This is a genomic window from Microlunatus aurantiacus, assembly GCF_039536605.1.
GTDB lineage: Bacteria > Actinomycetota > Actinomycetes > Propionibacteriales > Propionibacteriaceae > Microlunatus > Microlunatus aurantiacus.
Map to the genome: position 1 here is coordinate 12,899 of NZ_BAAAYX010000030.1, position 21,621 is coordinate 34,519.

Here is a 21,621-nt window from a genome sequence, read left to right on the forward strand (position 1 = left end):
CCGGGTCGGAGGAGGTCGGCGTGCCGGGGTCAGAAGAGGTCGGCGTAGCCGAGGTCCAGCAGGTTCGCCCGCGACGTCCGCAGGCAGTCGAACGGGTCCCGGCCGTACTGGTCGTCCTGCTCGATCAACAGGTACTGCGCGCCGGAGGCGATGGCCTGGTCGATGATCTCGGTCCACTCCAGGTTGCCCTCGCCCACCTCGCCGAACTGCACCACGCCGGTGAAGGCCTGCATGAACCCGGCGTAGTCGCCGGACTGCAGGGCGGTGAAGGCGGTCGGTGGGAGGTCGCCGATCCGGTAGTCCTTGAGGTGCACCAGGTCGACCAGACCGGCGTACTTGGCCAGGGTGCGCACCGGGTCCTTGCCGCCGCGCTGCACCCAGTGGACGTCGACCTCCAACCGCATGGTCGGTGCCTCGGCCCGGATGGTGTCCAGGATCGAACGGCCGCCCCGGCGGGCGAACTCCAGGTGGTGGTTGTGGTAGTACAAGGTGAGCCCGTCCTCGGCCAGCCGGACCGAGATCTCCTCGGCCTGGCGGCAGAAGGCGAGCAGCGCGTCGTGGGACGACATCGCCGCGAACGGCATCATCCCGATCCTCAGCCGCGTGGCGCCCAGCGCACGGGCGTCGGCCACGATCTTGGTGTAGTCCTCCACCAGCGAGTCGTTCGGCCCGGCCTCGAGACCGGCGGACAGGGCGGCGTAGTCGGTGCCGAGCTCGTCCTTGGCCCGACGCATCTCCGCCAGGTTCTCCGTGGTCATGGGGATCTGGGACACCTCGACAGCGGCGAAGCCGATCTCGTCGAGGCGACGCAGCACCTCGTACGGTCCGGTCTCCTCGACCTGGTTCTTCAGCATCATCAGCTGGACACCGATGCGGGGCATGGTCACTCCTGTGGGGTTCGGATGGTCGAGAGCACGCGGCGGGACAGGACGTCAGCGGGAGCCGGGGTCAGGCTCGGTGGTCGGGGGTGATGAAGTCCGCCGGATCCTCATGGTGTTCGTCCAGGAGGGCGAGCTTGCGGGCTTCGGTCTCGTTGCGGATCTCCTTGAACCGGGCATCGGTCAACGGGTACCTCACGAAGATCAGCATCGCGATGAGGGCGGCGGCGGCGGGCACCAGGCCGATGGTGGCCTTGATCGCGATGATCGCGCTCTCCGGCTGGACCGGGCTGGGGTTGACCGCGCTGGCGGCGATGTAGCCGCCGATGGCCAACGCCCACGCCCCGACCGCACCGCCGATGGACTGGGTGACCTTGCGGGTGAAGGAGAACAGCGCGTAGGTGGCACCCTCGCTGCGCTTGCCGGTCTTCCACTCGCCGTACTCGACGGTGTCGGCCTCCAGACCGAACATCACCGTGTTGATCAGGCTGGCGCCGATGCCCTTGATCGCCAGCGTCAGCAGGACGAGCCAGAACATGTTGGCCGGGGCGAGGAACAGGCCGACACCGCCGACCACGGTGAAGATGCCGCAGTACTGGAAGACGTTCTTCTTGCCGAACCGGTCGATGATCGTCGGGATGAGCGGGGTGATCAGCAAGGTGATGCCGGTGTTGACCAGGGTGATGATGCCGATCAGACCGATGTTGCCGAGGACGTACTGGGCGTAGAAGGCGGTGGACCCGCCGACGGCGAAGACGCCGATCAGGTAGAAGAAGCTGGAGCCGCACAGGTAGGCCAGCGGCTTGTTCGACCGCAGGGTGTTGACGGTCTCCTTGACGCTAATCCGCGGCTGGGTGCGGACGACCGCCTCGCGGCAGGCCCAGGCGGTGAAGAAGAACGCGAGGGACCCGATGACGATGAAGGCCAGCGTGACCTTGGTGAAGACGCTCTGGACGGCGGCCTGGTAGACGACCAGGTCCTCGGGACCTTGGATGAGCGCCTTCTGGCCGCGCAGCTCGCTGATGAAGTGGCCGACCACGAAGGTCAGGATCACGCCGCCGATGCCGGCCCCGAAGGCCCGCGCAGCGACCAGCTTGGCCCGCTCGTGCACCGACTGGGTGATCGCGGAGGCCAACGAGCCGTAGGGGATGTTGACCAGGGAGTAGACCAAGCCCAGGATCGCGTACGTGGCGTAGGCGTAGATCAGCTTCAGGCCGGAGTCGAAGCTGGTGGGCACGTGGAAGACCAGGTAGCTCATGAACAGCAGCGGGACCGCGCCGAACATGATGAACGGCCGGAACTTGCCCCAGCGGGTCATGGTGCGGTCGACCATGCGACCGGCGAACAGGTCGGCGAACGCGTCCCACAGGCGCACCACCAGGAACATGGTGCCGACGGCGGCGGCGGAGATGCCGGCCACGTCGGTGTAGTAGTAGAGCAGGAACGCCGTGCTCAGGCTGAACGCCAGGTTGCAGGCGAAGTCGCCGGCCCCGTACCCGGCGACCGTCTTGAACGGCAACCGCTCCATCGAGCGGAGATCCTTCACAGCAGCCGGATTCGGCATCGACACTCCTCGGTCTTGTTCCCGGCCGTCGTCGGCCGGTACCCGCAGTCAACGCCCTGGCCGGCCCCCCCGACCAACACTTGCCACCTGTTGCCAAGTTGCCCCGACGGCGGCGCCTGGGGCTACGGGGGCCGGGGGCCGGTCGAGCCCCGCACCACCAGCCGCGCGGGGAGCAGCACCGGCTCGCGGGTGTCGGCATCCACCCGCCGACGGGAGGCGAGGTGAGCCACGGCCGTCGAACCGAGACTCACCAGCGGAGCGGCGATGGTGGTCAGTCCCGGCTCGACGAGTCCGGCGTCCACGATGTTGTCGAAACCGATCACGCTCACGTCGCCCGGCACCCGTCGTCCGCTCGCCGCGACGGCCTGCATGAACCCGAGCGCCATCAGGTCGTTGTAGGCGATCACCGCGGTGGTCGGTCGCTGCCGCCACCGCTCGGCCGCGTCGCCACCGCCTCGCAGCGTCGGCAGGAACGGACCGATCCGCCGCACCTGGAGATCGAGCTCGTGGCCGGCTTCCTTGAGGCCACGCCAGCGCATCCCGTTGGCGAACGACGCCTCCGGGCCGGCCAGGTAGCAGATCGAGGAGTGCCGGAGCTCGATCAGGTGCTCGGTGGCCTTCTTGGTCGCCCGGACGTTGTCGCTGGCCACCGAGGCGACTTCGCCCACCGTGCGGTTCAGCACCACGACCGACTTCCGCTTGGCCAGGGCACGGATCGTCTGGTCCGACAGCCGCGACGAGGCGAGGATGAAGCCGTCGACGGTCGCCTCCAGCCGGGAGATCGCCCGCTCCTCTCCCTCCTGCGACTCCTGCGTCTCCACGATGGCCAGCGTCAGGCCGTGCTGCGCGGCTTCCCGCTCGGCCCCCCGGATCATGCCGACGAACACCGGGTTGGCGATGTCGGCCACGATCACGGCGAGCACGCCGGTGCCCCGGGTCGACAGGGGTCGCTCCATCCGCCCCGACCGGTAGCCCAGCTCGTCGGCCACCCGGCGCACGTGCTCGGCGGTGCGGAAGCTCACCCGGCCCGGTTTGGACAGCGCCCGGGAAACTGTCGACGAGGCCACGCCCGCGGCCCGCGCCACGTCGTAGATCGTCGGCTCCGACCTGCCGCCGTCCGTCATGTCAGCCTCCCAGGCGCAAGGTAGCAATGCCGGTCCGGCGAGGTCAGCCACCCCGGGTCCGCGGTCTCCGTCGGACGCCTCGCCGACGAGCTGCCCGCCCCGGCCCTTGCCTTCCGGACCCCGGGGGCTTACGTTGTAAACAGCGTCGGACCCCGGATCTCGGGGCCCGCTGCAGGTGGGTCAAGACATGTGCGCACCTCCTCCGGACTCTCGAAGGATGCGCCTGTGCCCACCTCCCCCCTCCCCTCGACCCTCGCCGACTCCGCGCTGGTGCTCGACCACCTCTGGTTGGCCGACGCCATCGCCCGCCGCTTCCGCGGCCGCGGTGAGGACGACGACGACCTCCGCCAGGTCGCCCGGTGTGGCCTGGTCGAGGCCGCCGGCCGCTACGACCCCGCCCAAGGGGCGTTCGCCGCCTTCGCCAGTCCCACCATCAACGGTGTGGTCAAGCGCCACTTCCGCGATCACGGCTGGAGCGTGCGACCGGGTCGCTCGACCCAGCAGCTCGCCCTGCAGATCACCAAGCACTGGTCGGAGGTCGCGCAGGGCGGGCGCAACGAACCGACCGACCGGGACCTGGCCGGCAGCCTCGGGGCGTCGGTGACCGACATCCGGGAGGCACGCGTGGCCTCGCAGGGCTACCGGAGCGTGTCGATCGACGCGGCGCCCTCGATCGAGGCGTCGGCCTCGATGGACGACCCCGAGTTCGAGCGCTCCGAGGCCCGGATCCTGGTGGCCCAGGCGTGGGCCTGCCTGGATGACGCCGAGCGGCGCCTGCTCCACCTGCGCTTCTGGGAGAACCGGTCGCAGAGCGACATCTCACAGCTGCTCGGCACCAGCCAGATGCAGGTGTCCCGGCTGCTGACCAAGACCCTCGCCCACATCCGCCAGATCCTCGACATCGACCTCTCGAGCGTCGCCTGAGCATGCAGATCGACGACGAGCGGGTGCTGTGGTCGGCGCCGCCCGGTGAGCGCGCCGGTCGCCCGCTGCTGGTGCTCCTCCACGGGCACGGTCTGGACGAGAGCGTCGGCTTCGACCTCCGCCACCGGCTGCCTCCGGACCTCGTCCTGGCCTCCTTGCGTGGCCCCCTGAGGGCTCGTGGCGGCTTCGGCTGGTTCGCGCTGGACTCCACGTTCGGCTTCGACCAGATCGAGTCGGCCGTCGCGGCCGTGCTGGCGTGGCTGGACCGGCAGCTCGGCTACCGCTCGGTCGGCGTACTCGGCTTCTCCCAGGGAGCCGCCATCGCCGCCCAGTGCCTCCGGGTCCGACCGAGGGCTCTCGCGTACGCCGTCCTGCTGTCCGGCTTCCTGAGCCCGCTCCCCGCCCCCGGCGACCAGGAGCTCGTCCGCGTACGGCCGCCGGTGTTCTCCGGTCGGGGCGACCGCGACACCCTGGTCCCCGCGCTCCTCAGCGACCTGAGCGACCGCTGGCTGGAGGTGCACACGACGGTGACCAGCCGCATCTACGCCGGCCTGGGGCACCAGGTGTCTCCCGAGGAGCTGGCCGATGTCGCCGCCTTCCTCGACCGGCACGCCTCGGTGACCGGACGCCTGCCTGTTTGATCCGCTGATTCTCGGGTACTGAGCGGACCCCGGGAGGATGCCGAGACGCTGATCCCGGTCTCGGGGCGAGCGTGTGGCCGTCGACGCGGCAGAAGAGGACGCAGGAAGGTGAGCGTCCGAGGGGGGCGTCGCACGGTCGACGGCCATACGCGGGTTTGAGGCTGCCGGCGGGGCGCCGACCCCGCCTGAGCTGCGACCGGAACGGCGCGTGCCGCCGGCGACGAGATCCTCAGCCGGCGGCCTCCGGGCGCGGGTCCGGATCAGTCCCCCAGCGCGCGGGGCGCGACGTCCTCCGACCCCTGCAGCGCCGCCCGCAGCTGCTCGGTCCACAGACCGGCCAGCTCGATGCCGTTCGGGAACTGGTCGTCGCGGTCCCAGCGCCAGGCGGTGATCATGGCCAGCACGAGGATCTGGCACTGCCGCAGCAGGAGACGGTCGACGCCGTGACAGCGGGCGGCGACGTCGGGCGGAGCGTGCGCGAGGTCGAACTCGACCGGACCCCGGCAGCACGTCTCCAGGTCGACGAACAGGGGGCCGTCGGGGGTGGCGAGCAGGTTCCCCGGGTGCGGTTCTCCGTGCAGGAGCTGATGGTCGGCCTGGTCGAGCACACCACCCAGGTCGGTGAGCGTCCTGACCAGCAGCGCGCGATCCGCACCCCCGAGCGCCGGGGAGAGGTCGGGGTCGCTGACCAGGCGGTGGGCCGAGGCGACTCGATCCCTGGCCAGCGGCGCGGCCAGGTCGAGGGTTCGCAGGCACCGGTGCAGCTCCTCGAGGGCCCGGGCGTAGTCCTCCGGCGAGGTCCGCGCGGCCGACGGTGGGACGTACGCCCACAGGGTGATCGCGAACCCGCCCTCCTGGTGCACCAGTGGCTCCAGGCGAGGCTCAGGCGCCAGCACGGGACAGCCGGCCTCAGCCAGGCGACCGGCCAGCTCGAGCTCGAACCGGCCGTCCATCTGCCCGACGGGGGCCACCCGCGCCACCACGTCGCTCGGTCGCACCCGCAGGATGATCTTGTTCGAGTTGCTCAGCAGCAGCGCCTCGTCGGCGGCCAGGCCCTGCGACCGCACGGTGCGCAGGGTGGCCGCGACGGCTCGTCGCCGCTCGGGAACCTCCATCGCACCGACGATAGACCGAGCAGGCACGTGCTCGGACCGCTCAGGTGACCGGCAGGCCCCCGGTGACGGCGATCATCTCGGCCGTGATGTAGCTCGACTCCTGGGAGGCGAGGAACACGTACGCCGGCGCGACCTCGGCCGGTTGACCGGCCCGGCCGAGCGGAGCGCTCTCCCCGTGCGCCTCGGCGCGCTCCACCGGCATGGTGGCCGGGATGAGCGGAGTCCAGATCGGTCCGGGCGCCACCGCGTTGACGCGGATGCCCTTCTCGGCGAGATCGTGAGCCAGAGCCTTGGTGAAGTTGTGGATGCCGGCCTTGCTGGTGGCGTAGTCCAGCAGCTCCGGCGAGGGGCTGACGGCCTGGACGGACGAGGTGTTGATGATCGTCGCTCCGGGACGCAGGTGCGGGATCGCCTTCTTGCACAGCCAGAACATCGCGTACAGGTTGGTCTTCATGACCCGGTCGAACTGGTCGGTGCTGATGTCGACGATCCCGCCCGACTGTGCCATCTGGTAGGCGGCGTTGTTCACCAGGATGTCGATGCCGCCGAGCCGGTCCACCGCAGTCGCGATGATCCGGTCGCAGACGTCCTCGTCCCGGATGTCGCCCGGGCAGCACACGGCCGTGCGTCCCGCAGCCTCGACCAGGCGCACGGTCTCGTCGGCGTCGACCTGCTCCTCCTCGAGGTAGCTGAGCACCACGTCGGCGCCTTCCCGGGCGAAGGCCAGCGCCACGGCCCGGCCGATGCCGGAGTCGGCGCCGGTGATCACGGCACGCTTGCCGCTCAGCCGGTCGGCGCCCCGGTAGGAGTCCTCGCCGTGATCGGGCTGATCGGTCATCGACGAGGTGAGACCGGGATGAACCAGCTGCTCGTCGGTGTGCTCGGGTTGCTCGTACTGGGTGGTCGGGTCTGCCTGGGTGGTCTGGTCCGCCTGATCGCTCATGCTCGTTCCCTACCCCCTGACGCCGGCCGCAATCACAGCAGTGTCGAACACCGCGTGGCCGACAGGGGTGACGGCCTGACGGCTCGGGTCTGAACCGTCAGGCCTGACCCTACGGACCTCCGGAGAACCGGAGGGTCTGTCCACGGATTTCCCCTGCCCCAGCACCTCAAACACCGAGTCGGCGGCGCGCCGACCCTCAGGCGAGGACGGTTGCCGCCACTGCGGCGTGGATGGAAGCCAGCCGGTCGAGCTGGTCGTCGGCGCGGGTGATCAGCTGCGCCACCTCGTCGTCGAGGTCAGCGGGCAGCCGGACGGCGGCCAGGGCGTGCCACCCGGTCCGCTTGGCCGCGACGGCGTCGACGAGCGCCTCGACCTCGATCAGGTCGCTCAGCGGGGACCGTCGCAGGACACGTCCGTTCGGCTTCAGCCGCCCGATCCTCTCCCCCACCTGAAGGGCGACCCCCAGCAGCGGGTTCGGGTCGACGTCCACCGCTGCCATGATCAGCCGGAGCCGTGACCGGTCCTCCTCGATCGCCCTCCGCAGGCTCCTCAGCGCCGGGCCGTGGGCCCGCTTCCGCTGGTTGAACGCGGCGCGCCGACAGAGGTCGACGCCCGCTCGGGCCGCCGCCTCGTGGTTCTGCAGGTAGATCTCCAACGCTGACACGCCGGGTCGGTACCCAGGGAGGCGCCGCTGAAACGAGACCTCGTGGGGTGCCGGCGTCCGAGGTCCCCGGTCAGGACCGCTCCGGTCGCGGTGGCACCGCCAGCTCACCCGGCCGAGTGGTCGGCACACCGCTGGAGAGCAGGTGACCGTTGGGAGTGCACGGCCGGTCCTGGCAGAGTGATGGCCTGACGACGGGAACCGGCGTCGTCCCTGGCGGGACGAGCTCGGCGGGGTGGCCGCCTGGCGCAGGCCGGTGCCCGACGAGAGGAGATGACGACGATGCCCAAGACGACCAAGACCGGGAAGCCGAAGAAGAGCGAGCTGCCCGGCACGCTGCGCAGGTCCGGCAGCAAGGCGCAGCGGACCTTCACCAAGGCGTACGACGCGGCGATCGACCAGTACGGCGACGAGAAGCGGGCCCACCAGGTGGCGTTCGCAGCGCTGAAACACACCCACGAGAAGGTGGGTGACAAGTGGAAGAAGAAGCCCAAGGGGAAGAAGGGGCCCTCCGACGCCCGGGCCGAGGGTGGCCGCGACACCGACCGGCCCACCGCCGGCGGCGTCGATGCGAACGCCACGAAGCAGCACCTCTACGACCTGGCCAGGCAGCTGGACATCGCGGGCCGGTCGTCCATGACCAAGGCGGAGCTCGTCGAAGCCCTGCAGAAGGCGAACGATCGCCAGTCCGCTCGGTCACGCACCACGGAGGCGAGTCCGAAGCGGGCGAAGAAGGGCTCCAGGAAGAAAGACGCCCAGAACTGACGCTCGCCGCCGAGCTCGTGGAGACTCTGTCCTCTTTGGGACATGTCATCAAGCGGCCATCGGCAACGGCCCGCAGAACCGTTAGGTAGCCGTACAGTCGTACTCAGAACCGCAGCCCCCCGACTGTGGTTCAGCGGATTCCCCAATCCGCACAGAGCACGACCGAGAGGTCCGCGGCCCGCTCCCCCGGCGGAGGCCGCGGACTTCTTCATGTCCCGGCCCTTGTCGGGCGACATCGGCCGCAGATCAGCGCCCCTCGGGCTTTGCCGCCGGCGAGGTGGCTCGGCGTGAGAGGCGACGCAGCCATCGTCTACCCCGCGTGATCGACGACGCGTCCAACGCCGCCCGGCGCACCTGGGAGTCCAACGAGCGGGTGAGGGTCGCCGACCACTGCTCGAGGCGGTCGTCGATGGCGCCCGCGGTCAGGGCCTCGACCCGGTCGTAGTCGACCGGGGGCGGCGGAGGCGGCTTCGGGGGCTGCTGGAGACGCATCCGGAGCACGCTGTGCCCGGCGATGTCCTGCCGCTCGGCCCAGAACTCACCGGACGTGGCCACGACCTGCTCGGCGTTCCGCGCCAGAGCAGCCGGCTCGGCGTAGACGCCGTAGAACTTGGTCGGCGTCAGGACCACCGGGATCAGGCCATCCACGAAGACGGACTCCCAGACGGCCGCCGACACCCCCGGCGTGTGCTCGGTGCGCCAGTCGTCGAAGACCACGACGCCACCCGTTCGGAGCATCGTGCGCGCGTTCTGGATATCGGTCCGGACGTGCTCGTACAGGTGCGAGGCGTCGATGTGGCAGAAGCGCACCGATCCCGGTTCGACGTGATCGACCACCCACGAGCTCGGGCCCTCCACGACGTACGGCAGCGCCGGGTGCCGGGACAGGTAGTTCTCCTCGAACTTGGACCGGGTGAGTGACTTGTACGACTTGTCCACCTCCCGCCGGTTCGCCTCGGCTCCCGCCAGCAGGTCGGTGCGCCCGAACAGGTCGACCGCGACGAAGCGCTCCACCGGCCGGACGTACTCGCCGATGAGCACCGCGCTCTTGCCCAGGTACGTGCCGATCTCCACCACGTCTCCGGGTGGACCGTCGGCCTGGTCGGCGAGGATCGCCCGGAACAGCTGCTGGTCGACCCACCGGAACCAGCCCGGGATCTCCGTCGTCGTCATCCTCATGCCCCTTCACTCCACCGTCGCGAAGTCGTTGATACCAAGCCTGGAAGACGATCAAGCGACGCGCAGACGAACGTCAGGGGTTCGGCGCGGCAGTCGCACCGGAGCCGGGTCCGGTCCCCGCGGGAGCCAGGCGGGGACCGGACCGGGCCAGGAGCGCGCCGACGGTCGGTTCGGCCGGCTCAGGCGTCGAGCAGGCGCGACCGGTTGATCAGCCGCACACCGACCAGGACGGTGGGCAGGTAGCAGATCAGACCCACCACCCCGCCGGCGACCAGGCCCAGGAAGCTGGCACCGATCAGCTGACCGGCGGAGCCGCCGACCAGACCCATCACCACGTACGGAGCGACCATCGGGAACAGACTCAGCGGCACCACCCACCAGGAGATGACGCCCGCCCGGGCGAGCCCGGCGTAGAGGAACACGGGCAGCAGGATGGCCCCCTTCCCGGTCTGCCACCAGAGCGCGCTGAGGATGTCGCCCTGGACCATCATGGCGTCGGCGACGCCGACGGCATCGGCGCTGGAGAGGTGGGTGCCCAGCGCGACCAGGAAGTAGTCGTTGAGCAGCAGACCTGACATCTGGACGGCGCTGAACCCACCGAGCACGCCGCCGATCAAGGTGAGCACCCGACCCCGGCGGCCGCGGACCAGGCCCATCGCCACCACCAGGCCGAAGGCCATGGCCACCCAGCCGTGGTGGAGCAGGGTGGCCGAGACGCTGCTCAGCCACGGATCGCGGGCCAGGGACTCGATGTAGTCGGCGGTGCTGCGGCTCTCCTGGGGCGGCGAGGTGAGGATGCCGCCCACGATCAGCAGCGGGGTGACGAGCAGCGCGGCGCCGGCGATCAGCTGGACCGGCCGCCGGAGCGACGGACCGACCGGGACGGACCCGGTGGCTTCGCTCAGCTCCGACGGCGCGAGCACGGCGGGGGGTTCGACGTTCACGGGGACTCCTTGGGAGGCATGGCCTCGACGCACGAGACCGGTGGACTGATGCAGGAAAACTACGAACCGGACCCCTCCTCGCGGATCGTCCGCGCGGCCCGATCCCGCTGCGACCTCGGGTCGGTCGTCGCCCGGTGGGTCCTCCCCGGAGAGGAGGTTCGGTGGTCGGGTGTCGTCTCCGGAGAGGATGCGTCTCTCCTCCCGGAAGCTCTACGGTGCTGCTGTGTCCAGCACCACGAACACCGTTGACGCCGTGGCCAAGCCGCAGCTCGTCTACGCGACGACCACCCGGGGGTGGCTCGTCGTGGCCGGGGTCGCGGTCCTGCTGGCCGCCGCCATGGTGATCGAGAACGCGACGTTCCCCGGTGGGAACGCGATGACGCCACTGGTCGCCCTCAACGCCGCGCTGATCGCGTGCTGCGTGCTGGTCTGCTATCCCTTCCCGGTGCTCGGGTTGATCATGGCCGTGGCACTCGGCGTGGCCAACGTCGCTGTCCCCGGCATGCCCCGCGGTGGCGGGACCGAGCTCATCGTCTTCCTGTTCATGACAGGCTTCTTCTCCTACCGGCTGCCGGGTCGCTGGGGGGTCGGCGCCTGGGTGTCCACCGCGTTGATCATCGGTATCAGCACCTTCGCCCGCGGCGGCGAGGTGTTCGAGATCCTGTTCTACCTGCTGTTCCTGGGACCTGGCTGGTTCGTCGGCTGGCTGCTGCAGCGCGAGAAGCGACGCAGCGTCCAGCTCGCGCGGCTGGCCGCCGAGCTGGCGGCCGAGCGTGAGCACCGCGAGCGGGCCGCGATCGCCTCGGAGCGCGCCCGCATCGCGCGCGAGCTGCACGACGCGGTGGCCCACAGTGTCAGCGTGATGACCCTGCAGGTCGGCGTGGTACGCCGTCGGCTGACGGCGCTGCCCACCGAGCAGGAGCTCCTCGGACAGGCCGAGCAGCTCGGTCGGCAGTCGGTCGACGAGCTGCGCAGGATCGTCGGCCTGGTGCGGACCGATGGCCCGAACCTGCGACCGGTGCCCTCGCTGCGCCAGCTCGACGAGCTCGTCGCCCAGGTGCGGGCCGCCGGCACCGACATCTCCGTGCGGCGGATCGGCGTCCTGCCGGAGCTCAGCACCGCGTTGGAGGTGTCGGCGTACCGGATCGTGCAGGAGGCGCTGACCAACGCGATGAAGCACGCACCCACCGCCACGGTGGACGTCACCGTGGCGGCCGACGCCCACCGGTTGACGATCAGGGTGAGTGACGACGGTCCGGCGGCCGCTCCGGTGACCGCCGGTCACGGGTTGATCGGCATGGGCGAGCGGGTCGCCATGCTCGGCGGTGCTCTGCAGTACGGCGCTGCCGAACCCCACGGGTTCGTGATCACCGCGGTCCTGCCCCTGGACGGACGCGCGGAGGTGTCGGCGCGGTGAGCACCATCCAGGTGGTGATCGTGGACGACGAGGCGATGGTCCGGGCGGGCCTGCGGCTGTTGATCTCGGGCGAACCCGACATCGAGGTGGTCGGTGAGGCGGCCGACGGCATCGACGGGCTGGCAGTGGTGACCCGGCTGCATCCGCACGTCGTGCTGATGGACGTGCGGATGCCCCGTCTGTCGGGATTGGCGGCGGCCGAGCAGGTGCTGGCGCGCACGCCCGGGACGCGGGTGCTGATCTTGACCACCTTCGACGAGGACGAGGTGGTGGACACGGCCCTCCGTGCGGGCGTGGCCGGGTTCCTGCTCAAGAGCTCACCACCCCAGGACCTGATCGACGCCATCCGGCACGCGCGGGCCGGTCAGGGCGCGCTCGACCCGGCCGTGGTGCCCGGCGTGATCGCCCGGTTGTCCAGCACTCCGCCGCCCGCGACGCGGGCTCCCGAGCTCGACCTGCTCACCCCCCGCGAGACCGACGTGCTGCGCCTGGTCGCCCGCGGTCACAGCAACTCCGAGGTCGCCGCCGAGCTGTTCCTGGGCGAGACCACCGTGAAGACCCATCTCGGACGCGTGCTGGACAAGCTCGAGCTGCGCGACCGGGCGCAGGCCATCGCGTACGCCTACCGCAGCGGGCTGGTCCGGCCCGGCGACTGACACGCGCACTCGACCACCCTGCGGGTGGGGCACGCGAGCGAGCTCACCGCCGGCATCCCCGTTCGGCGGTCAGCGCCCGTCCGGGTGTCCGGAACCAGCCGACGGCCGAGCTCCCACGCTTGCCCCGAGACTGAGCAGGGAGCCCGCGAGGGCCAGGACGGCGCAGACGGAGAACGTGAACGCGATGCCGGTCCGGTCGGCGAGCAGGCCGACCAGCGGAGCCCCGGCCGCCTGGCCGGCGGCGATCATGAAGAACGCGAGGCCGACACCCAAGGAGGCTCGGGTCGGGTACAGCCGGGTCGCCCAGACGAGCACGACGCCGGACAGAGCGATGTAGGACGCGCCGAACACCGCGCCCGCCAGCACCGCGACCGCCACGATCCCCGCGCCGGCACCGAGACCGGCGATGCCCACCGCCAGCAGGATCATCAGCCCCGACCACGAGGTCCTCACGCCGACCCGGGCGACGAGGGGACCGGAGAACGCCCCGACCACGCCGGCAGCCCCGATGATCGTCCAGATCACCGGTGCCGCCCAACGAACCGGGTTCTCGGTCTCCACGTGCTGCTGGCTGAAGGTCCAGACGGCGATGCTGGCCAGCCCCAACGCCGCCGAGGCCGCGAGCAGCCGGACCAGACCGGCGGGGCGACCATGATCGACCGAGCGACCATGATCAACGGGGCGCTCGCCGGCCACCCGTTCGGCGCTCGGTCCGCCGCCGGGGACGGCGCGCGCGATCACGATCGTCATCGCGGCCGCGACCGCGGCGAACATCACCCAGGCCAGCCGCCACTGATCGAGCAGCACCAGGGCGACCGGGCCGGACACGAGCACGCCGATACCGGTCCCGGCATTGACCACGGTCTGAGCCGTGTCCCGCGAGTCCTCGGTCACCCACCGGGCCACCGCCTCGGCCAGCGGCGGGGAGACGATGCCGGTGCTCGACCCTGCGATCAGCACCCCTGCCGCCAGGACCAGGGCCGTCGGCGCTGCCGCGACGACGCTGATGCCGACCGTGGCGACGACACCCGCCGCCACGGCAACCCGACGAGGACCCCAGCGCGCGGTGGCGACGGTGCTCAGGCCGATCGCCAGGCAGTAGCCGACATAGCCACCCGAGCCGATCAGTCCCGTGGTCGCGGCCGTCAGCCGGAACTCGTCGGCGATGCGCGGAGCGAACAACCCGTAGGCGAAGCGGGCCAGCCCGTAGCAGGTCGCGATCAGCCCCACGCCCGCCAGGACCAGGCCCGACCACAGTCCGCGGGACGACGTCACGCTCGGAGCGTAGCCAGCGCCGTCACCCGACACGCGTGTGGCGTCGGTGAGGAGCAGGCGTACCGGGTGTTGACGACAGTCGCCGCCAACCCTCAGTAGTGCGTCAGGACGCGCGCGTCACTCACCACGCCGGAACAGATGCACGCCCGATCGCCGACGCCGAGCGAGGTCGCCGCGCACCAGCGGGTGCTGATCCTGTCGTGCTGAGAGGTGGGATGACCGCAGGCGGCGCAGCGGTCCGCTGTCGAGGTCGAGTCCTGGACGTCGGGCATGATGAGCTCGGGCATGGCACGTCCCTCGTGGCCCGTCTGGGCCAGATGTCGATCGCCAGGGACCGCCGACGGAACGTCGACACAGAATCCTCAGTACCACCACCGTACGCGCTGCGGCTCAAAGGCCGTCCGCAGACCTGAGACCGCCAGGAGCCGGGTCCTACCGAAGCGCGCGTTAGGCGTTGCGCGGTCCTGCGCCTACGTTGGGGTGAGACAAGAGGGAACGCGACCAGCACTCGCTCTTGCGTCACCGGAAGCAGGCCAGCCATGCGCAGCCACACCATGAACGCCACCGGCCTGGGGTCGAAGAGCTTCGAGAACGACAGGGACGTGACCCTGTCGCCACGTCTGGAGATCGGGTTCGACTGCCCCGCGCCCCATCACTTCTCGGTCACCTTCGCCGTGGAGGCCAGCCTGCCGCTGTCGTGGGACTGCCCCACGTGCTGGGCGCCAGGGGTGCGCACCGACGGGGCCCGAGCCACGGCTCAGCCTGCGAAACCGACCCGCACCCACTGGGACATGCTGCGCGAGCGTCGGTCCCTCGCCGAGCTGGAAGCGATCCTGGCTGAGCGGCTCGCCCTCATGAAAGCAGGAGTCATCGGTCCAGGCATCTACGAGTCGATCCCGCCGAGGAAGAGAAAAGCCGCCTAGGGGCGACTGCCGGGACGACGTCGAAGGAAGGTGACTGGCTGCCTGAACCCCCGAGCGGGCAGCCTCAGACGATCACCGAGTGGCGTGGGGGCTCCCGGTACAGCGGGTACAGGTCACCGACGATCCGCTCGGCGGTCGCGTACGAGTAGTAGACGGGCCCGCCCAGACGCTGCTCGGCGTCGGCGGTCAGCTGCACCCGGTGCTGATGGCTGGCCGATGGCGCGTCCTGACGGCGCACCAGGTCGAGGTCGTCGTCCAGGGCACGGCGCGACCCGAGCTCGCCGATCCGCCCGTACGACAAGATCTCCACCTCCAGGTCGGTCACCAGGACCTTGGCCGCCGTGACGCCGCCTTCGGTGGCGATCACCGCGAGGACGTCGTGGGCGGACTCGGTGCCGTCCAGCGAGGTCAGCAGGTGGTCCTCGAGCCGGTCCTGGGTCGAGAGATCCGGAAGACCCGGAACCACGATCTGGTCGTAGCCGACGGTCCGGGGGGTCTGTGGAGCGGTCTCGGTCCGCAGCGTCGCGACCGGGAGGTCGGCCCAGCGACGCAGGGCTTCGCGAGCGCGCGCCTCACCCGGCGAGGACGCTGCCGCCACCGCCGACCAGTACGCCCGAGGTCCCAGCTGCCTGACCAGTGGCTGCCGACCGAAGAAGAACGCCTTGCGGGCCCGCGAGTTGGCGAACTCCAGCAACGCCCTGGTCAGACTGACCTCGGCCGACGGGTGGGCGGCCTCGCCGCAACCGGTCAGCCGGATCGGGTCGCTGTCGTCGTCGTCGTGACCCATCACGTAGGTCGAGCAGACACCCAGCTCGGTCGCCGCGTGCTTGAACACCGGCGAGACGCCGACCTCGCGCATCGCAGCGGCCAGGGCACGCACCGACGACGGCAGACCCGACTCCTCGATCACCGGTGACAACCGGTCGAGAGCCCGGAACCGCAGACCGTTGGTGTGCCGCTGGAGCACCTCCCCGATCCCGTGGCTGACCGCTCTCGCCTCATCGAGCCCGGCGCCCAGCCCGTTGGTCACCGCCGTGATCAGGGGTTCGTCCGTGCCGAGCTCGCCCGGCTCGCTGACGACGAAGTCCGCCGGCACGAAGACGGTCTCCCCCGTCCGGATCCGGGTGGTCGGCACCCAGGTCAGCGTCCTGTCGTCGTCGTACGCGGACCCGGCGGGGAGACCGAGTCGACGGGGGTCCACCACCCGATCAGCACCCTCCGCGGCCACCAGCTCGCGCCGCGAACCGCGTCGCGCCGCTCCGAGCAGAGCCGTCATCGCCCGGCCCATCACCACGCCCTCGGCCAGCTCGCCGAGTCCCCCCACGCGGGCCGACTCGAGATCGAGCCCATAGCCGTTGGCCTGGGCCGCGAAGTGCCCGTCGACGAGCAAGGAGCAGCTGGTCACGGCGATCCCGACCCGATCCAGCGCGGAGATGTCGAAGTCGACGACCTGCCCGACCGGCGACAGGGCCGCCTCGTAGTGTTCGATCACGTCGGTCGGGTTCATGATCGACCAACCTAGTCGGGCCAGCCCACCTGATCCGGAGGAACCCATGGCCGAGGTCAACCGCGAGCTGCTCCGCATCGTCGAGAAGCAGGGGCGGCAGCCGGTGGGCATCCCGGTGCTGCTGTTCACCGACGCCACCCTCGCCCCCGACGGCCCCCTCACCGACGGAGACGAACCCCTCCCCGACGGCGGCGAGCGGACCGGGAACGTGGTCCGACGGGCGGCCGCCGACCTGGGGTTCGACCTGGATCAGCTGGAACTGTTCTCCACCGAGTCCTACCTCGTGCAGACCGTCGCGGGCCAGCTCACCGCGGGGGCCTGAGTGGGCAGCGAGGACCTCGCCTGGACACCGGTCCGTCAACGCGCGCTGAGCACCGCGCCGTTGCTCGCCCTGAACTTCCACGAGGTGCCGCCCGACTGGCGAGCCGAGGCCCGCCGCCGCCTGGTCCAGCTGAGCCAGAAGGCCCCCGGTCTGGATCTCGACCGACTCGACGAGCCGGCCGACGGACCGCGCGTGGTGGTCGGTTGGTACGACGGCTGGCGGGACACAGCCCTGTTCGGTGCCGAGGTCTGCGCCGACCTGGGGATCCGCGCCTTCTTCTTCCCCATCACCCGACCGCAGCTCTCCGGTCGCGGCACCCTCACCCCCGACGACCTGGCGTCGATCGCCACCGCCCACGAGATCGGCTTCCACACCGCCACCCACCGCAGTGCACCGACGATCACCTCTCGCCTGCTGCGGACCGAGCTGGACCGTCCGATGGCCGAGCTGGAAGCCGCCACCGGCCGCCGCCCGCGGATCGCGGCGTGGCTGCTCGGCTCCCGCTTCGACCCCACCCTGGTGGGCAACCGGCGACTGCGCGAGCTAGGCGTCACCTTCATGATGTCGAACTGGTCGGTCGAGAGGATCCCGCCGGCCTCGGTGTGACGGGTGCCGGCGCCGGGCAGCGTGCTCACCACGAGCTGGTCGGTGAGCCGGACCGTCGACGGGTGCAGCGCTCGCTCGTCGGGGGCCGGTGCCGCCGGTGTCGCGTCGGATGAGGTGCTGGACGTGCAGCAGCCGGGGTGGAGCGTGCACGTCGTCCCTGGCCGCCTCCACCTCCCGGCCCTGATCGTGCAGGCTCGTCCACGCGACGTCTTCACCCCACGACGGAAAGAGTGATCATGACCGACAAGCCCACCATCGTCCTCGTCCACGGCGCCTTCGCCGACTCCGCCAGCTGGGCGCCCGTCACCCGGCTCCTCCTCGATCAGGGGTTCACCGTGCGGGTGCCCCCGGTGTACAACCGTTCGCTGGCCGCCGACGCGGCCTCCCTCAGGTCCTACGTCGAGCAGATCGGCGGACCGGTCCTGCTGGCCGGTCACTCCTACGGCGGGGCGGTGATCACCGTGGCCGGCGCGGCGGACAACGTGATCGGGCTGGTGTACGTGTCCGGTTACGTGCTGGACGAGGGCGAGAGCCTCGGCGCTCTGCAGGGCGGTTTCCCGGACTCCGACCTGGCCGACCACCTCGTGTACACGCAGTTCCCGGTCGAGGGCGGCGACCCGGGCACCGACGTGTCCGTCGAGATCGACGCCTTCCCGGCCGTGTTCGCCGACGGCGTACCACGGGAGGTCGCCGAGGTGCTGGCCGTCTCCCAGCGTCCCCTGGCCGCTGCCGCGTTCGGTGAGCCCGCCTCGACCGCCGCCTGGAAGACCAAGCCGGGTTGGGGCATCGTGTCCGCACAGGACCACACCATCAACCCCGACGTCGAGCGCTTCGGCTACCAGAGAGCCGGACTTCGCTCGGTGGTGGAGATCGACGGCCCGCACCTGGTGATGCGTTCCCACCCCGCCGAGGTGGCCAAGGTCATCACCGACGCCGTCGCCGAGCTCGGCTGACCGCAACCCAGACCCCGAAGGAGTCCGCCATGCCTGCGAACCCGAAGAACTACGCTCTCGATCCTGCCGCGCAGGAGTTCTGCGAGGCCACCGTGACCCCGCCCTTCCTCTACCAGATGACCCCGGAGGAGGGACGCAAGGTGGTCGACTCGGTGCAGGACGCCGAGATCTGGAAGCCCGAGATCGACGAGAAGTGGATCACCGTCGAGGGCGGTCCGACCGGCACGGTTCCGGTCCGGATCGTCAAGCCGAGAACGGTCACCGGCGTCCTCCCGGTGATCCTCTACACCCACGGCGCCGGGTGGGTGTTCGGGGACGCGCACACGCATGACCGGCTGGTTCGGGACCTGGCTGTCGGCACGGGGGCCGCTGTCGTGTTCCCGGAGTACACCCGCTCACCCGACGTGCGCTACCCGGTCGCCAACGAGCAGTCCTACGCCGCCGCCCGTTGGGTGGTCGACCACGGCGCCGAGGAGGGTCTGGACGGCACCCGGCTGGCTGTCGCCGGCGACTCCGTGGGTGGCAACATGGCGATCGCCCTCACGCTGATGGCCAAGGACCGCGGCGATGTGGCCTTCCGCGGTCAGGTGCTGTTCTACCCGGTGACGGACGCGGCCTTCGACACCGGCTCCTACGACGAGTTCGCCGACGGCTACTGGCTCACCAGGGAAGCGATGACGTGGTTCTGGGAGCAGTACACCTCCAGTGAGGCCGAGCGCAGCTCGATCACCGTCTCTCCCCTGCGCGCCACGGTGGAGCAGCTCGCCGGCCTCCCGCCCGCTCTGGTCATCAACGCCGAGTGCGACGTCCTGCGCGATGAGGGAGAGGCCTACGCCGCCCACCTGCGCCGTGCCGGCGTACCCGTCACCGCCGTCCGCTACGGCGGCATCATCCACGACTTCGTGATGGTCAACGCGCTGCACGGCACCCCGCAGTCGCGGGCAGCCGTCGCCCAAGCCGTCGCCCACCTGAGCGCGGTCCTGGCCGAGTGACATGCAGTGGTCGGAAGCCCTGAGCGGGCCCGACCGGACTCGCCGACGTCCGATGAGCACCGACGAGGTGCCGGTCGGGGACCGCGCTCGGCTGGTCACCGAGAGGGTGATCGCCGAGTCGGGACGTTGTCGCATCACGCACCTGTGCGACGCCTCGTCGGTCTGGGCCAGGTGGCGCTGCCGCCAGCTCTCGGCGGAGGTGCGGGCCGTGCGCTACGACGGTTCCGCGCTCCAGCTGACCCGTCGTGCGGTGGACGTGAGTGAAGCACCCGACGACCGGCTGCTGGTCACCGTCCCGGGCTCCGCCGGCGGCACGCTGTGGCAGAACGGCGTCAGCTACGTGTTGGCCGCCGACGACCTCGTCGTGGTCGACGTCGGCGCCCCGTTCGACTACCGAGGGGGTGAAGGGACCCGATGGGTCGTGCAGCTCCAGAGCGGCGCGCTCGACATCCCGCGCACCGACGTCCGCGCCGCGGCGCCTCACCTGCCGGCCAGCCCCCTCTACCGCTTGGTCCGCGACCACCTGCGGACCGTCGCCCAGGACCTCACCACCGGCTCAGACGTCGGCGCCGACGGCTCCGACGCGCTGGTCGACGTCGGGGCGGCCACGATGCGGCTGCTCGAGGCTCTGTTCCTCAGCAGCGCGTCGTTCCTCAACAGCACATCCAGGGGCGGAGGTTGACCTCGACGCCCGGCGACGGCTGATCGGCCCCCAGTTTGTAGGCTGGCGGTCACCGTCAACCCCGGGGCGAGATGCATGGCCGTTCTGCTCGACACCCTCCAGGTCCTCCCACGTGACCGGATGGAGGCGATCCACGCCGCATACGCCGACCAGAGCCCGCGGCGCACGGTGTTCGTCGCCGAGCTCCCGATCACGCACCGCATCGAACGCGTCGACTTCGGACCCGAGGCGCATCTGCTCCGGGCCACCGGCAGCGCCGTCCACATCATCAGGAACGCCCGGCAGGTCCGCACCGAAGCCCCGGAACACGTCGCTCTGGGACTTCACCGCCACGGCCGGACCTGGGTGTCAACCCGAGATCACGACAGCGACATCCGCGACGGGCACCTCAACTGCGTCGACATGACCAGCCCCTACCGGCTGGCGCATCGCACCAGTCACCACCACGAAGTGCTCATCATCAGCAACCGGCAGGCGGGAGTCTCCGTCGACACGGTCCGGTCGGCGGCCCCCGCCCTGGCGCTGAGCCCGGTGTACGACCTGGTCCGCCACCACGTCGCCGGACTCTTCGGAGCCACCGAGACCCTGCCCGAATCGACCCGGCTCCTGACGGGCCAGGCGACCATCGCGCTGGTCCGGGCCCTGCTGACCACGGCAGCCCAGGCCCACGAGGGCAGGGACGCCATGGAAGAGGCGCTCGATGCCCGGATAGCGCTCTACATCGACGCGCACCTCGGCGACCGCGAGCTGAGCGCCGAACAGATCGCGGCCAGCCACCACATCTCGCTGAGGCACCTCTACAACGTCTGGGCGCGCAGCGGCCACGACCAGACTCTGCACGAGTGGATCATCCGCCGCCGCCTCGACCGTGCCCGGGGGGACCTGGCCGGCCTCGACCCGCAGCGCAGCAGCGTCGACTCGGTCGCTCGCCGGAACGGGTTCGCCGACGTCAGCCACTTCCGCCGCCGGTTCCGTCGGGCGTTCGGCGTGACCCCTGGCGAGTGGCGCGCTGATCACGCCGAGAGCGGTGGGTCAGCCGGCGACGCCGCCCCAGGACCGCCAGGACCCGAGCGCGGCGAGTGAGCCGTCGAGCGTGGCCGGGGGTGGGAGCCGTACACGGCTCCCACCCCGCGACGTGTCGTCGCCGTGGCCTCAGTCCCTGACCGTGACCTCAGGCTCTGACCGTCGTCTCAGGCCGGGGTCGGGTCCGCCTTCTCGGCCGGCTCCGGCGGCAACGCCTTCGCCTCACCGGCATCCAGGGTCGACTCGCTGCGGTCCAGGCTCCACTCGGTGTGGAACGTGCCCGGCTTGTCGACCCGGTGGTAGGTGTGCGCCCCGAAGAAGTCGCGCTGCCCCTGAATCAACGCCGCCGGCAACCGCTCCGCCCGGATCCCGTCGTAGTAGGCCAACGACGACGAGAACGCCGGCGTCGGGATCCCGTTCCGCGCCGCGCCCGCCACCACCCGCCGCCACGCCGGCAGGGCCGTCGAGATCGCGTCGACGAAGTACTCATCGGCGATCAACAACGCCAGATCCGGCGTCCGCTCATA

24 protein-coding genes and 1 pseudogene are annotated in these 21,621 nt (G+C 70.8%); 13 read left to right on the plus strand and 12 right to left on the minus strand.

Annotated features, from left to right (window positions below; translation table 11 throughout):
- Positions 1–29 precede the first annotated feature (29 nt).
- The 3 genes from ABD714_RS22075 to ABD714_RS22085 form a co-directional block, all read right to left on the minus strand.
- On the minus strand, positions 30–881 hold the full coding sequence (locus ABD714_RS22075; protein ID WP_344814623.1) for a sugar phosphate isomerase/epimerase family protein: 852 nt from the start codon (positions 879–881) through the stop codon (positions 30–32).
- A gap of 67 nt (positions 882–948) precedes the next feature.
- A complete protein-coding gene (locus ABD714_RS22080) occupies positions 949–2,406 on the minus strand; it encodes a glycoside-pentoside-hexuronide (GPH):cation symporter (RefSeq protein ID WP_344814624.1) in 1,458 nt (485 codons plus the stop codon).
- A gap of 158 nt (positions 2,407–2,564) precedes the next feature.
- Positions 2,565–3,566, minus strand: coding sequence for a LacI family DNA-binding transcriptional regulator (locus ABD714_RS22085; protein WP_344814625.1), 1,002 nt, complete (start codon positions 3,564–3,566; stop codon positions 2,565–2,567).
- Positions 3,567–3,791: 225 nt separating this feature from the next.
- Between ABD714_RS22085 and ABD714_RS22090 the strand changes: the two genes are divergently transcribed.
- Complete coding sequence (locus ABD714_RS22090; RefSeq protein ID WP_344814626.1) at positions 3,792–4,490, plus strand: sigma-70 family RNA polymerase sigma factor; 699 nt, start codon at positions 3,792–3,794, stop codon at positions 4,488–4,490.
- Positions 4,491–4,492: 2 nt separating this feature from the next.
- Positions 4,493–5,131 (plus strand): alpha/beta hydrolase, encoded by a 639-nt coding sequence (locus ABD714_RS22095; RefSeq protein WP_344814627.1) that lies wholly within the window; start codon positions 4,493–4,495, stop codon positions 5,129–5,131.
- A gap of 260 nt (positions 5,132–5,391) precedes the next feature.
- Here the strand turns inward: ABD714_RS22095 and ABD714_RS22100 are convergent, their stop codons facing one another.
- The 3 genes from ABD714_RS22100 to ABD714_RS22110 all read right to left on the minus strand — a co-directional run bounded on the left by ABD714_RS22100 (position 5,392) and on the right by ABD714_RS22110 (position 7,853).
- Positions 5,392–6,246, minus strand: a complete 855-nt coding sequence (locus ABD714_RS22100; protein WP_344814628.1) for a phosphotransferase enzyme family protein — start codon at positions 6,244–6,246, stop codon at positions 5,392–5,394.
- Positions 6,247–6,286: 40 nt separating this feature from the next.
- Positions 6,287–7,189: an SDR family oxidoreductase gene (locus tag ABD714_RS22105; protein ID WP_344814629.1), complete on the minus strand. Its 903-nt coding sequence runs from the start codon at positions 7,187–7,189 to the stop codon at positions 6,287–6,289.
- A gap of 196 nt (positions 7,190–7,385) precedes the next feature.
- Entirely contained in the window at positions 7,386–7,853 is a 468-nt protein-coding gene (locus ABD714_RS22110) for a hypothetical protein (protein WP_344814630.1), read from the minus strand.
- A gap of 279 nt (positions 7,854–8,132) precedes the next feature.
- Here ABD714_RS22110 and ABD714_RS22115 point away from each other — a divergent pair, with 279 nt between their 5' ends.
- Positions 8,133–8,615 carry a ChaB family protein gene (locus ABD714_RS22115; protein WP_344814631.1) on the plus strand — a complete coding sequence of 161 codons (483 nt, stop codon included), beginning with the start codon at positions 8,133–8,135 and terminating at the stop codon, positions 8,613–8,615.
- 246 nt (positions 8,616–8,861) lie between these two features.
- On the opposite strand, the gene ABD714_RS22120 is transcribed toward ABD714_RS22115, so the two are convergent.
- Complete coding sequence (locus tag ABD714_RS22120) at positions 8,862–9,788, minus strand: class I SAM-dependent methyltransferase (protein ID WP_344814632.1); 927 nt, start codon at positions 9,786–9,788, stop codon at positions 8,862–8,864.
- Between the two features lie 185 nt (positions 9,789–9,973).
- Positions 9,974–10,738 (minus strand): hypothetical protein, encoded by a 765-nt coding sequence (locus ABD714_RS22125; protein WP_344814633.1) that lies wholly within the window; start codon positions 10,736–10,738, stop codon positions 9,974–9,976.
- 223 nt (positions 10,739–10,961) lie between these two features.
- Between ABD714_RS22125 and ABD714_RS22130 the strand changes: the two genes are divergently transcribed.
- Positions 10,962–12,155, plus strand: coding sequence for a sensor histidine kinase (locus ABD714_RS22130; RefSeq protein WP_344814634.1), 1,194 nt, complete (start codon positions 10,962–10,964; stop codon positions 12,153–12,155).
- A complete protein-coding gene (locus ABD714_RS22135) occupies positions 12,152–12,811 on the plus strand; it encodes a response regulator (RefSeq protein WP_344814635.1) in 660 nt (219 codons plus the stop codon). The genes ABD714_RS22130 and ABD714_RS22135 overlap by 4 nt, the downstream gene beginning before the upstream one ends.
- Before the next feature lie 69 nt (positions 12,812–12,880).
- Here ABD714_RS22135 and ABD714_RS22140 read toward each other — a convergent pair whose 3' ends face one another.
- The gene (locus ABD714_RS22140) at positions 12,881–14,086 is read right to left on the minus strand and encodes an MFS transporter (protein ID WP_344814636.1); all 1,206 of its coding nucleotides are present in this window, start codon (positions 14,084–14,086) and stop codon (positions 12,881–12,883) included.
- Positions 14,087–14,178: 92 nt separating this feature from the next.
- A complete protein-coding gene (locus tag ABD714_RS22145) occupies positions 14,179–14,373 on the minus strand; it encodes an RGCVC family protein (protein ID WP_344814637.1) in 195 nt (64 codons plus the stop codon).
- Between the two features lie 252 nt (positions 14,374–14,625).
- Here ABD714_RS22145 and ABD714_RS22150 point away from each other — a divergent pair, with 252 nt between their 5' ends.
- The gene (locus ABD714_RS22150) at positions 14,626–15,009 is read left to right on the plus strand and encodes an RNA polymerase-binding protein RbpA (protein WP_344814638.1); all 384 of its coding nucleotides are present in this window, start codon (positions 14,626–14,628) and stop codon (positions 15,007–15,009) included.
- Between the two features lie 64 nt (positions 15,010–15,073).
- Here ABD714_RS22150 and ABD714_RS22155 read toward each other — a convergent pair whose 3' ends face one another.
- Positions 15,074–16,516, minus strand: coding sequence for a YcaO-like family protein (locus ABD714_RS22155; RefSeq protein WP_344814639.1), 1,443 nt, complete (start codon positions 16,514–16,516; stop codon positions 15,074–15,076).
- 46 nt (positions 16,517–16,562) lie between these two features.
- Between ABD714_RS22155 and ABD714_RS22160 the strand changes: the two genes are divergently transcribed.
- The 7 genes from ABD714_RS22160 to ABD714_RS22190 all read left to right on the plus strand — a co-directional run bounded on the left by ABD714_RS22160 (position 16,563) and on the right by ABD714_RS22190 (position 21,154).
- Positions 16,563–16,838 carry a hypothetical protein gene (locus ABD714_RS22160; RefSeq protein ID WP_344814640.1) on the plus strand — a complete coding sequence of 92 codons (276 nt, stop codon included), beginning with the start codon at positions 16,563–16,565 and terminating at the stop codon, positions 16,836–16,838.
- Positions 16,839–17,444, plus strand: a complete 606-nt coding sequence (locus ABD714_RS22165) for a polysaccharide deacetylase family protein (protein ID WP_344814641.1) — start codon at positions 16,839–16,841, stop codon at positions 17,442–17,444.
- Positions 17,445–17,486: 42 nt separating this feature from the next.
- Entirely contained in the window at positions 17,487–17,678 is a 192-nt protein-coding gene (locus ABD714_RS22170) for a hypothetical protein (RefSeq protein ID WP_344814642.1), read from the plus strand.
- Between the two features lie 2 nt (positions 17,679–17,680).
- Positions 17,681–18,397 (plus strand): alpha/beta fold hydrolase, encoded by a 717-nt coding sequence (locus ABD714_RS22175; protein WP_344814643.1) that lies wholly within the window; start codon positions 17,681–17,683, stop codon positions 18,395–18,397.
- 29 nt (positions 18,398–18,426) lie between these two features.
- Positions 18,427–19,389, plus strand: coding sequence for an alpha/beta hydrolase (locus ABD714_RS22180; RefSeq protein ID WP_344814644.1), 963 nt, complete (start codon positions 18,427–18,429; stop codon positions 19,387–19,389).
- Between the two features lie 52 nt (positions 19,390–19,441).
- On the plus strand, positions 19,442–20,071 hold the full coding sequence (locus tag ABD714_RS22185; protein WP_344814645.1) for an AraC-like ligand-binding domain-containing protein: 630 nt from the start codon (positions 19,442–19,444) through the stop codon (positions 20,069–20,071).
- A gap of 75 nt (positions 20,072–20,146) precedes the next feature.
- Positions 20,147–21,154, plus strand: a complete 1,008-nt coding sequence (locus tag ABD714_RS22190) for a helix-turn-helix domain-containing protein (RefSeq protein ID WP_344814646.1) — start codon at positions 20,147–20,149, stop codon at positions 21,152–21,154.
- A 107-nt stretch (positions 21,155–21,261) separates the two neighbouring features.
- Here the strand turns inward: ABD714_RS22190 and ABD714_RS22195 are convergent.
- Positions 21,262–21,621 (minus strand): annotated as a pseudogene (locus ABD714_RS22195) (hypothetical protein); the annotation flags it as partial.

Bases quoted from the DNA above. Each gene is read 5' to 3' on its own strand.
- ABD714_RS22075 (WP_344814623.1), bottom strand. From the start codon at position 881: ATGCCCCGCATCGGTGTCCAGCTGATGATGCTGAAGAACCAGGTCGAG.
- ABD714_RS22080 (WP_344814624.1), bottom strand. From the start codon at position 2,406: ATGGAGCGGTTGCCGTTCAAGACGGTCGCCGGGTACGGGGCCGGCGAC.
- ABD714_RS22085 (WP_344814625.1), bottom strand. From the start codon at position 3,566: ATGACGGACGGCGGCAGGTCGGAGCCGACGATCTACGACGTGGCGCGG.
- ABD714_RS22095 (WP_344814627.1), top strand. From the start codon at position 4,493: ATGCAGATCGACGACGAGCGGGTGCTGTGGTCGGCGCCGCCCGGTGAG.
- ABD714_RS22100 (WP_344814628.1), bottom strand. From the start codon at position 6,246: ATGGAGGTTCCCGAGCGGCGACGAGCCGTCGCGGCCACCCTGCGCACC.
- ABD714_RS22105 (WP_344814629.1), bottom strand. From the start codon at position 7,189: ATGAGCGATCAGGCGGACCAGACCACCCAGGCAGACCCGACCACCCAG.
- ABD714_RS22115 (WP_344814631.1), top strand. From the start codon at position 8,133: ATGCCCAAGACGACCAAGACCGGGAAGCCGAAGAAGAGCGAGCTGCCC.
- ABD714_RS22120 (WP_344814632.1), bottom strand. From the start codon at position 9,788: ATGACGACGACGGAGATCCCGGGCTGGTTCCGGTGGGTCGACCAGCAG.
- ABD714_RS22145 (WP_344814637.1), bottom strand. From the start codon at position 14,373: ATGCCCGAGCTCATCATGCCCGACGTCCAGGACTCGACCTCGACAGCG.
- ABD714_RS22150 (WP_344814638.1), top strand. From the start codon at position 14,626: ATGCGCAGCCACACCATGAACGCCACCGGCCTGGGGTCGAAGAGCTTC.
- ABD714_RS22155 (WP_344814639.1), bottom strand. From the start codon at position 16,516: ATGAACCCGACCGACGTGATCGAACACTACGAGGCGGCCCTGTCGCCG.
- ABD714_RS22160 (WP_344814640.1), top strand. From the start codon at position 16,563: ATGGCCGAGGTCAACCGCGAGCTGCTCCGCATCGTCGAGAAGCAGGGG.
- ABD714_RS22175 (WP_344814643.1), top strand. From the start codon at position 17,681: ATGACCGACAAGCCCACCATCGTCCTCGTCCACGGCGCCTTCGCCGAC.
- ABD714_RS22180 (WP_344814644.1), top strand. From the start codon at position 18,427: ATGCCTGCGAACCCGAAGAACTACGCTCTCGATCCTGCCGCGCAGGAG.
- ABD714_RS22185 (WP_344814645.1), top strand. From the start codon at position 19,442: ATGAGCACCGACGAGGTGCCGGTCGGGGACCGCGCTCGGCTGGTCACC.
- ABD714_RS22190 (WP_344814646.1), top strand. From the start codon at position 20,147: ATGGCCGTTCTGCTCGACACCCTCCAGGTCCTCCCACGTGACCGGATG.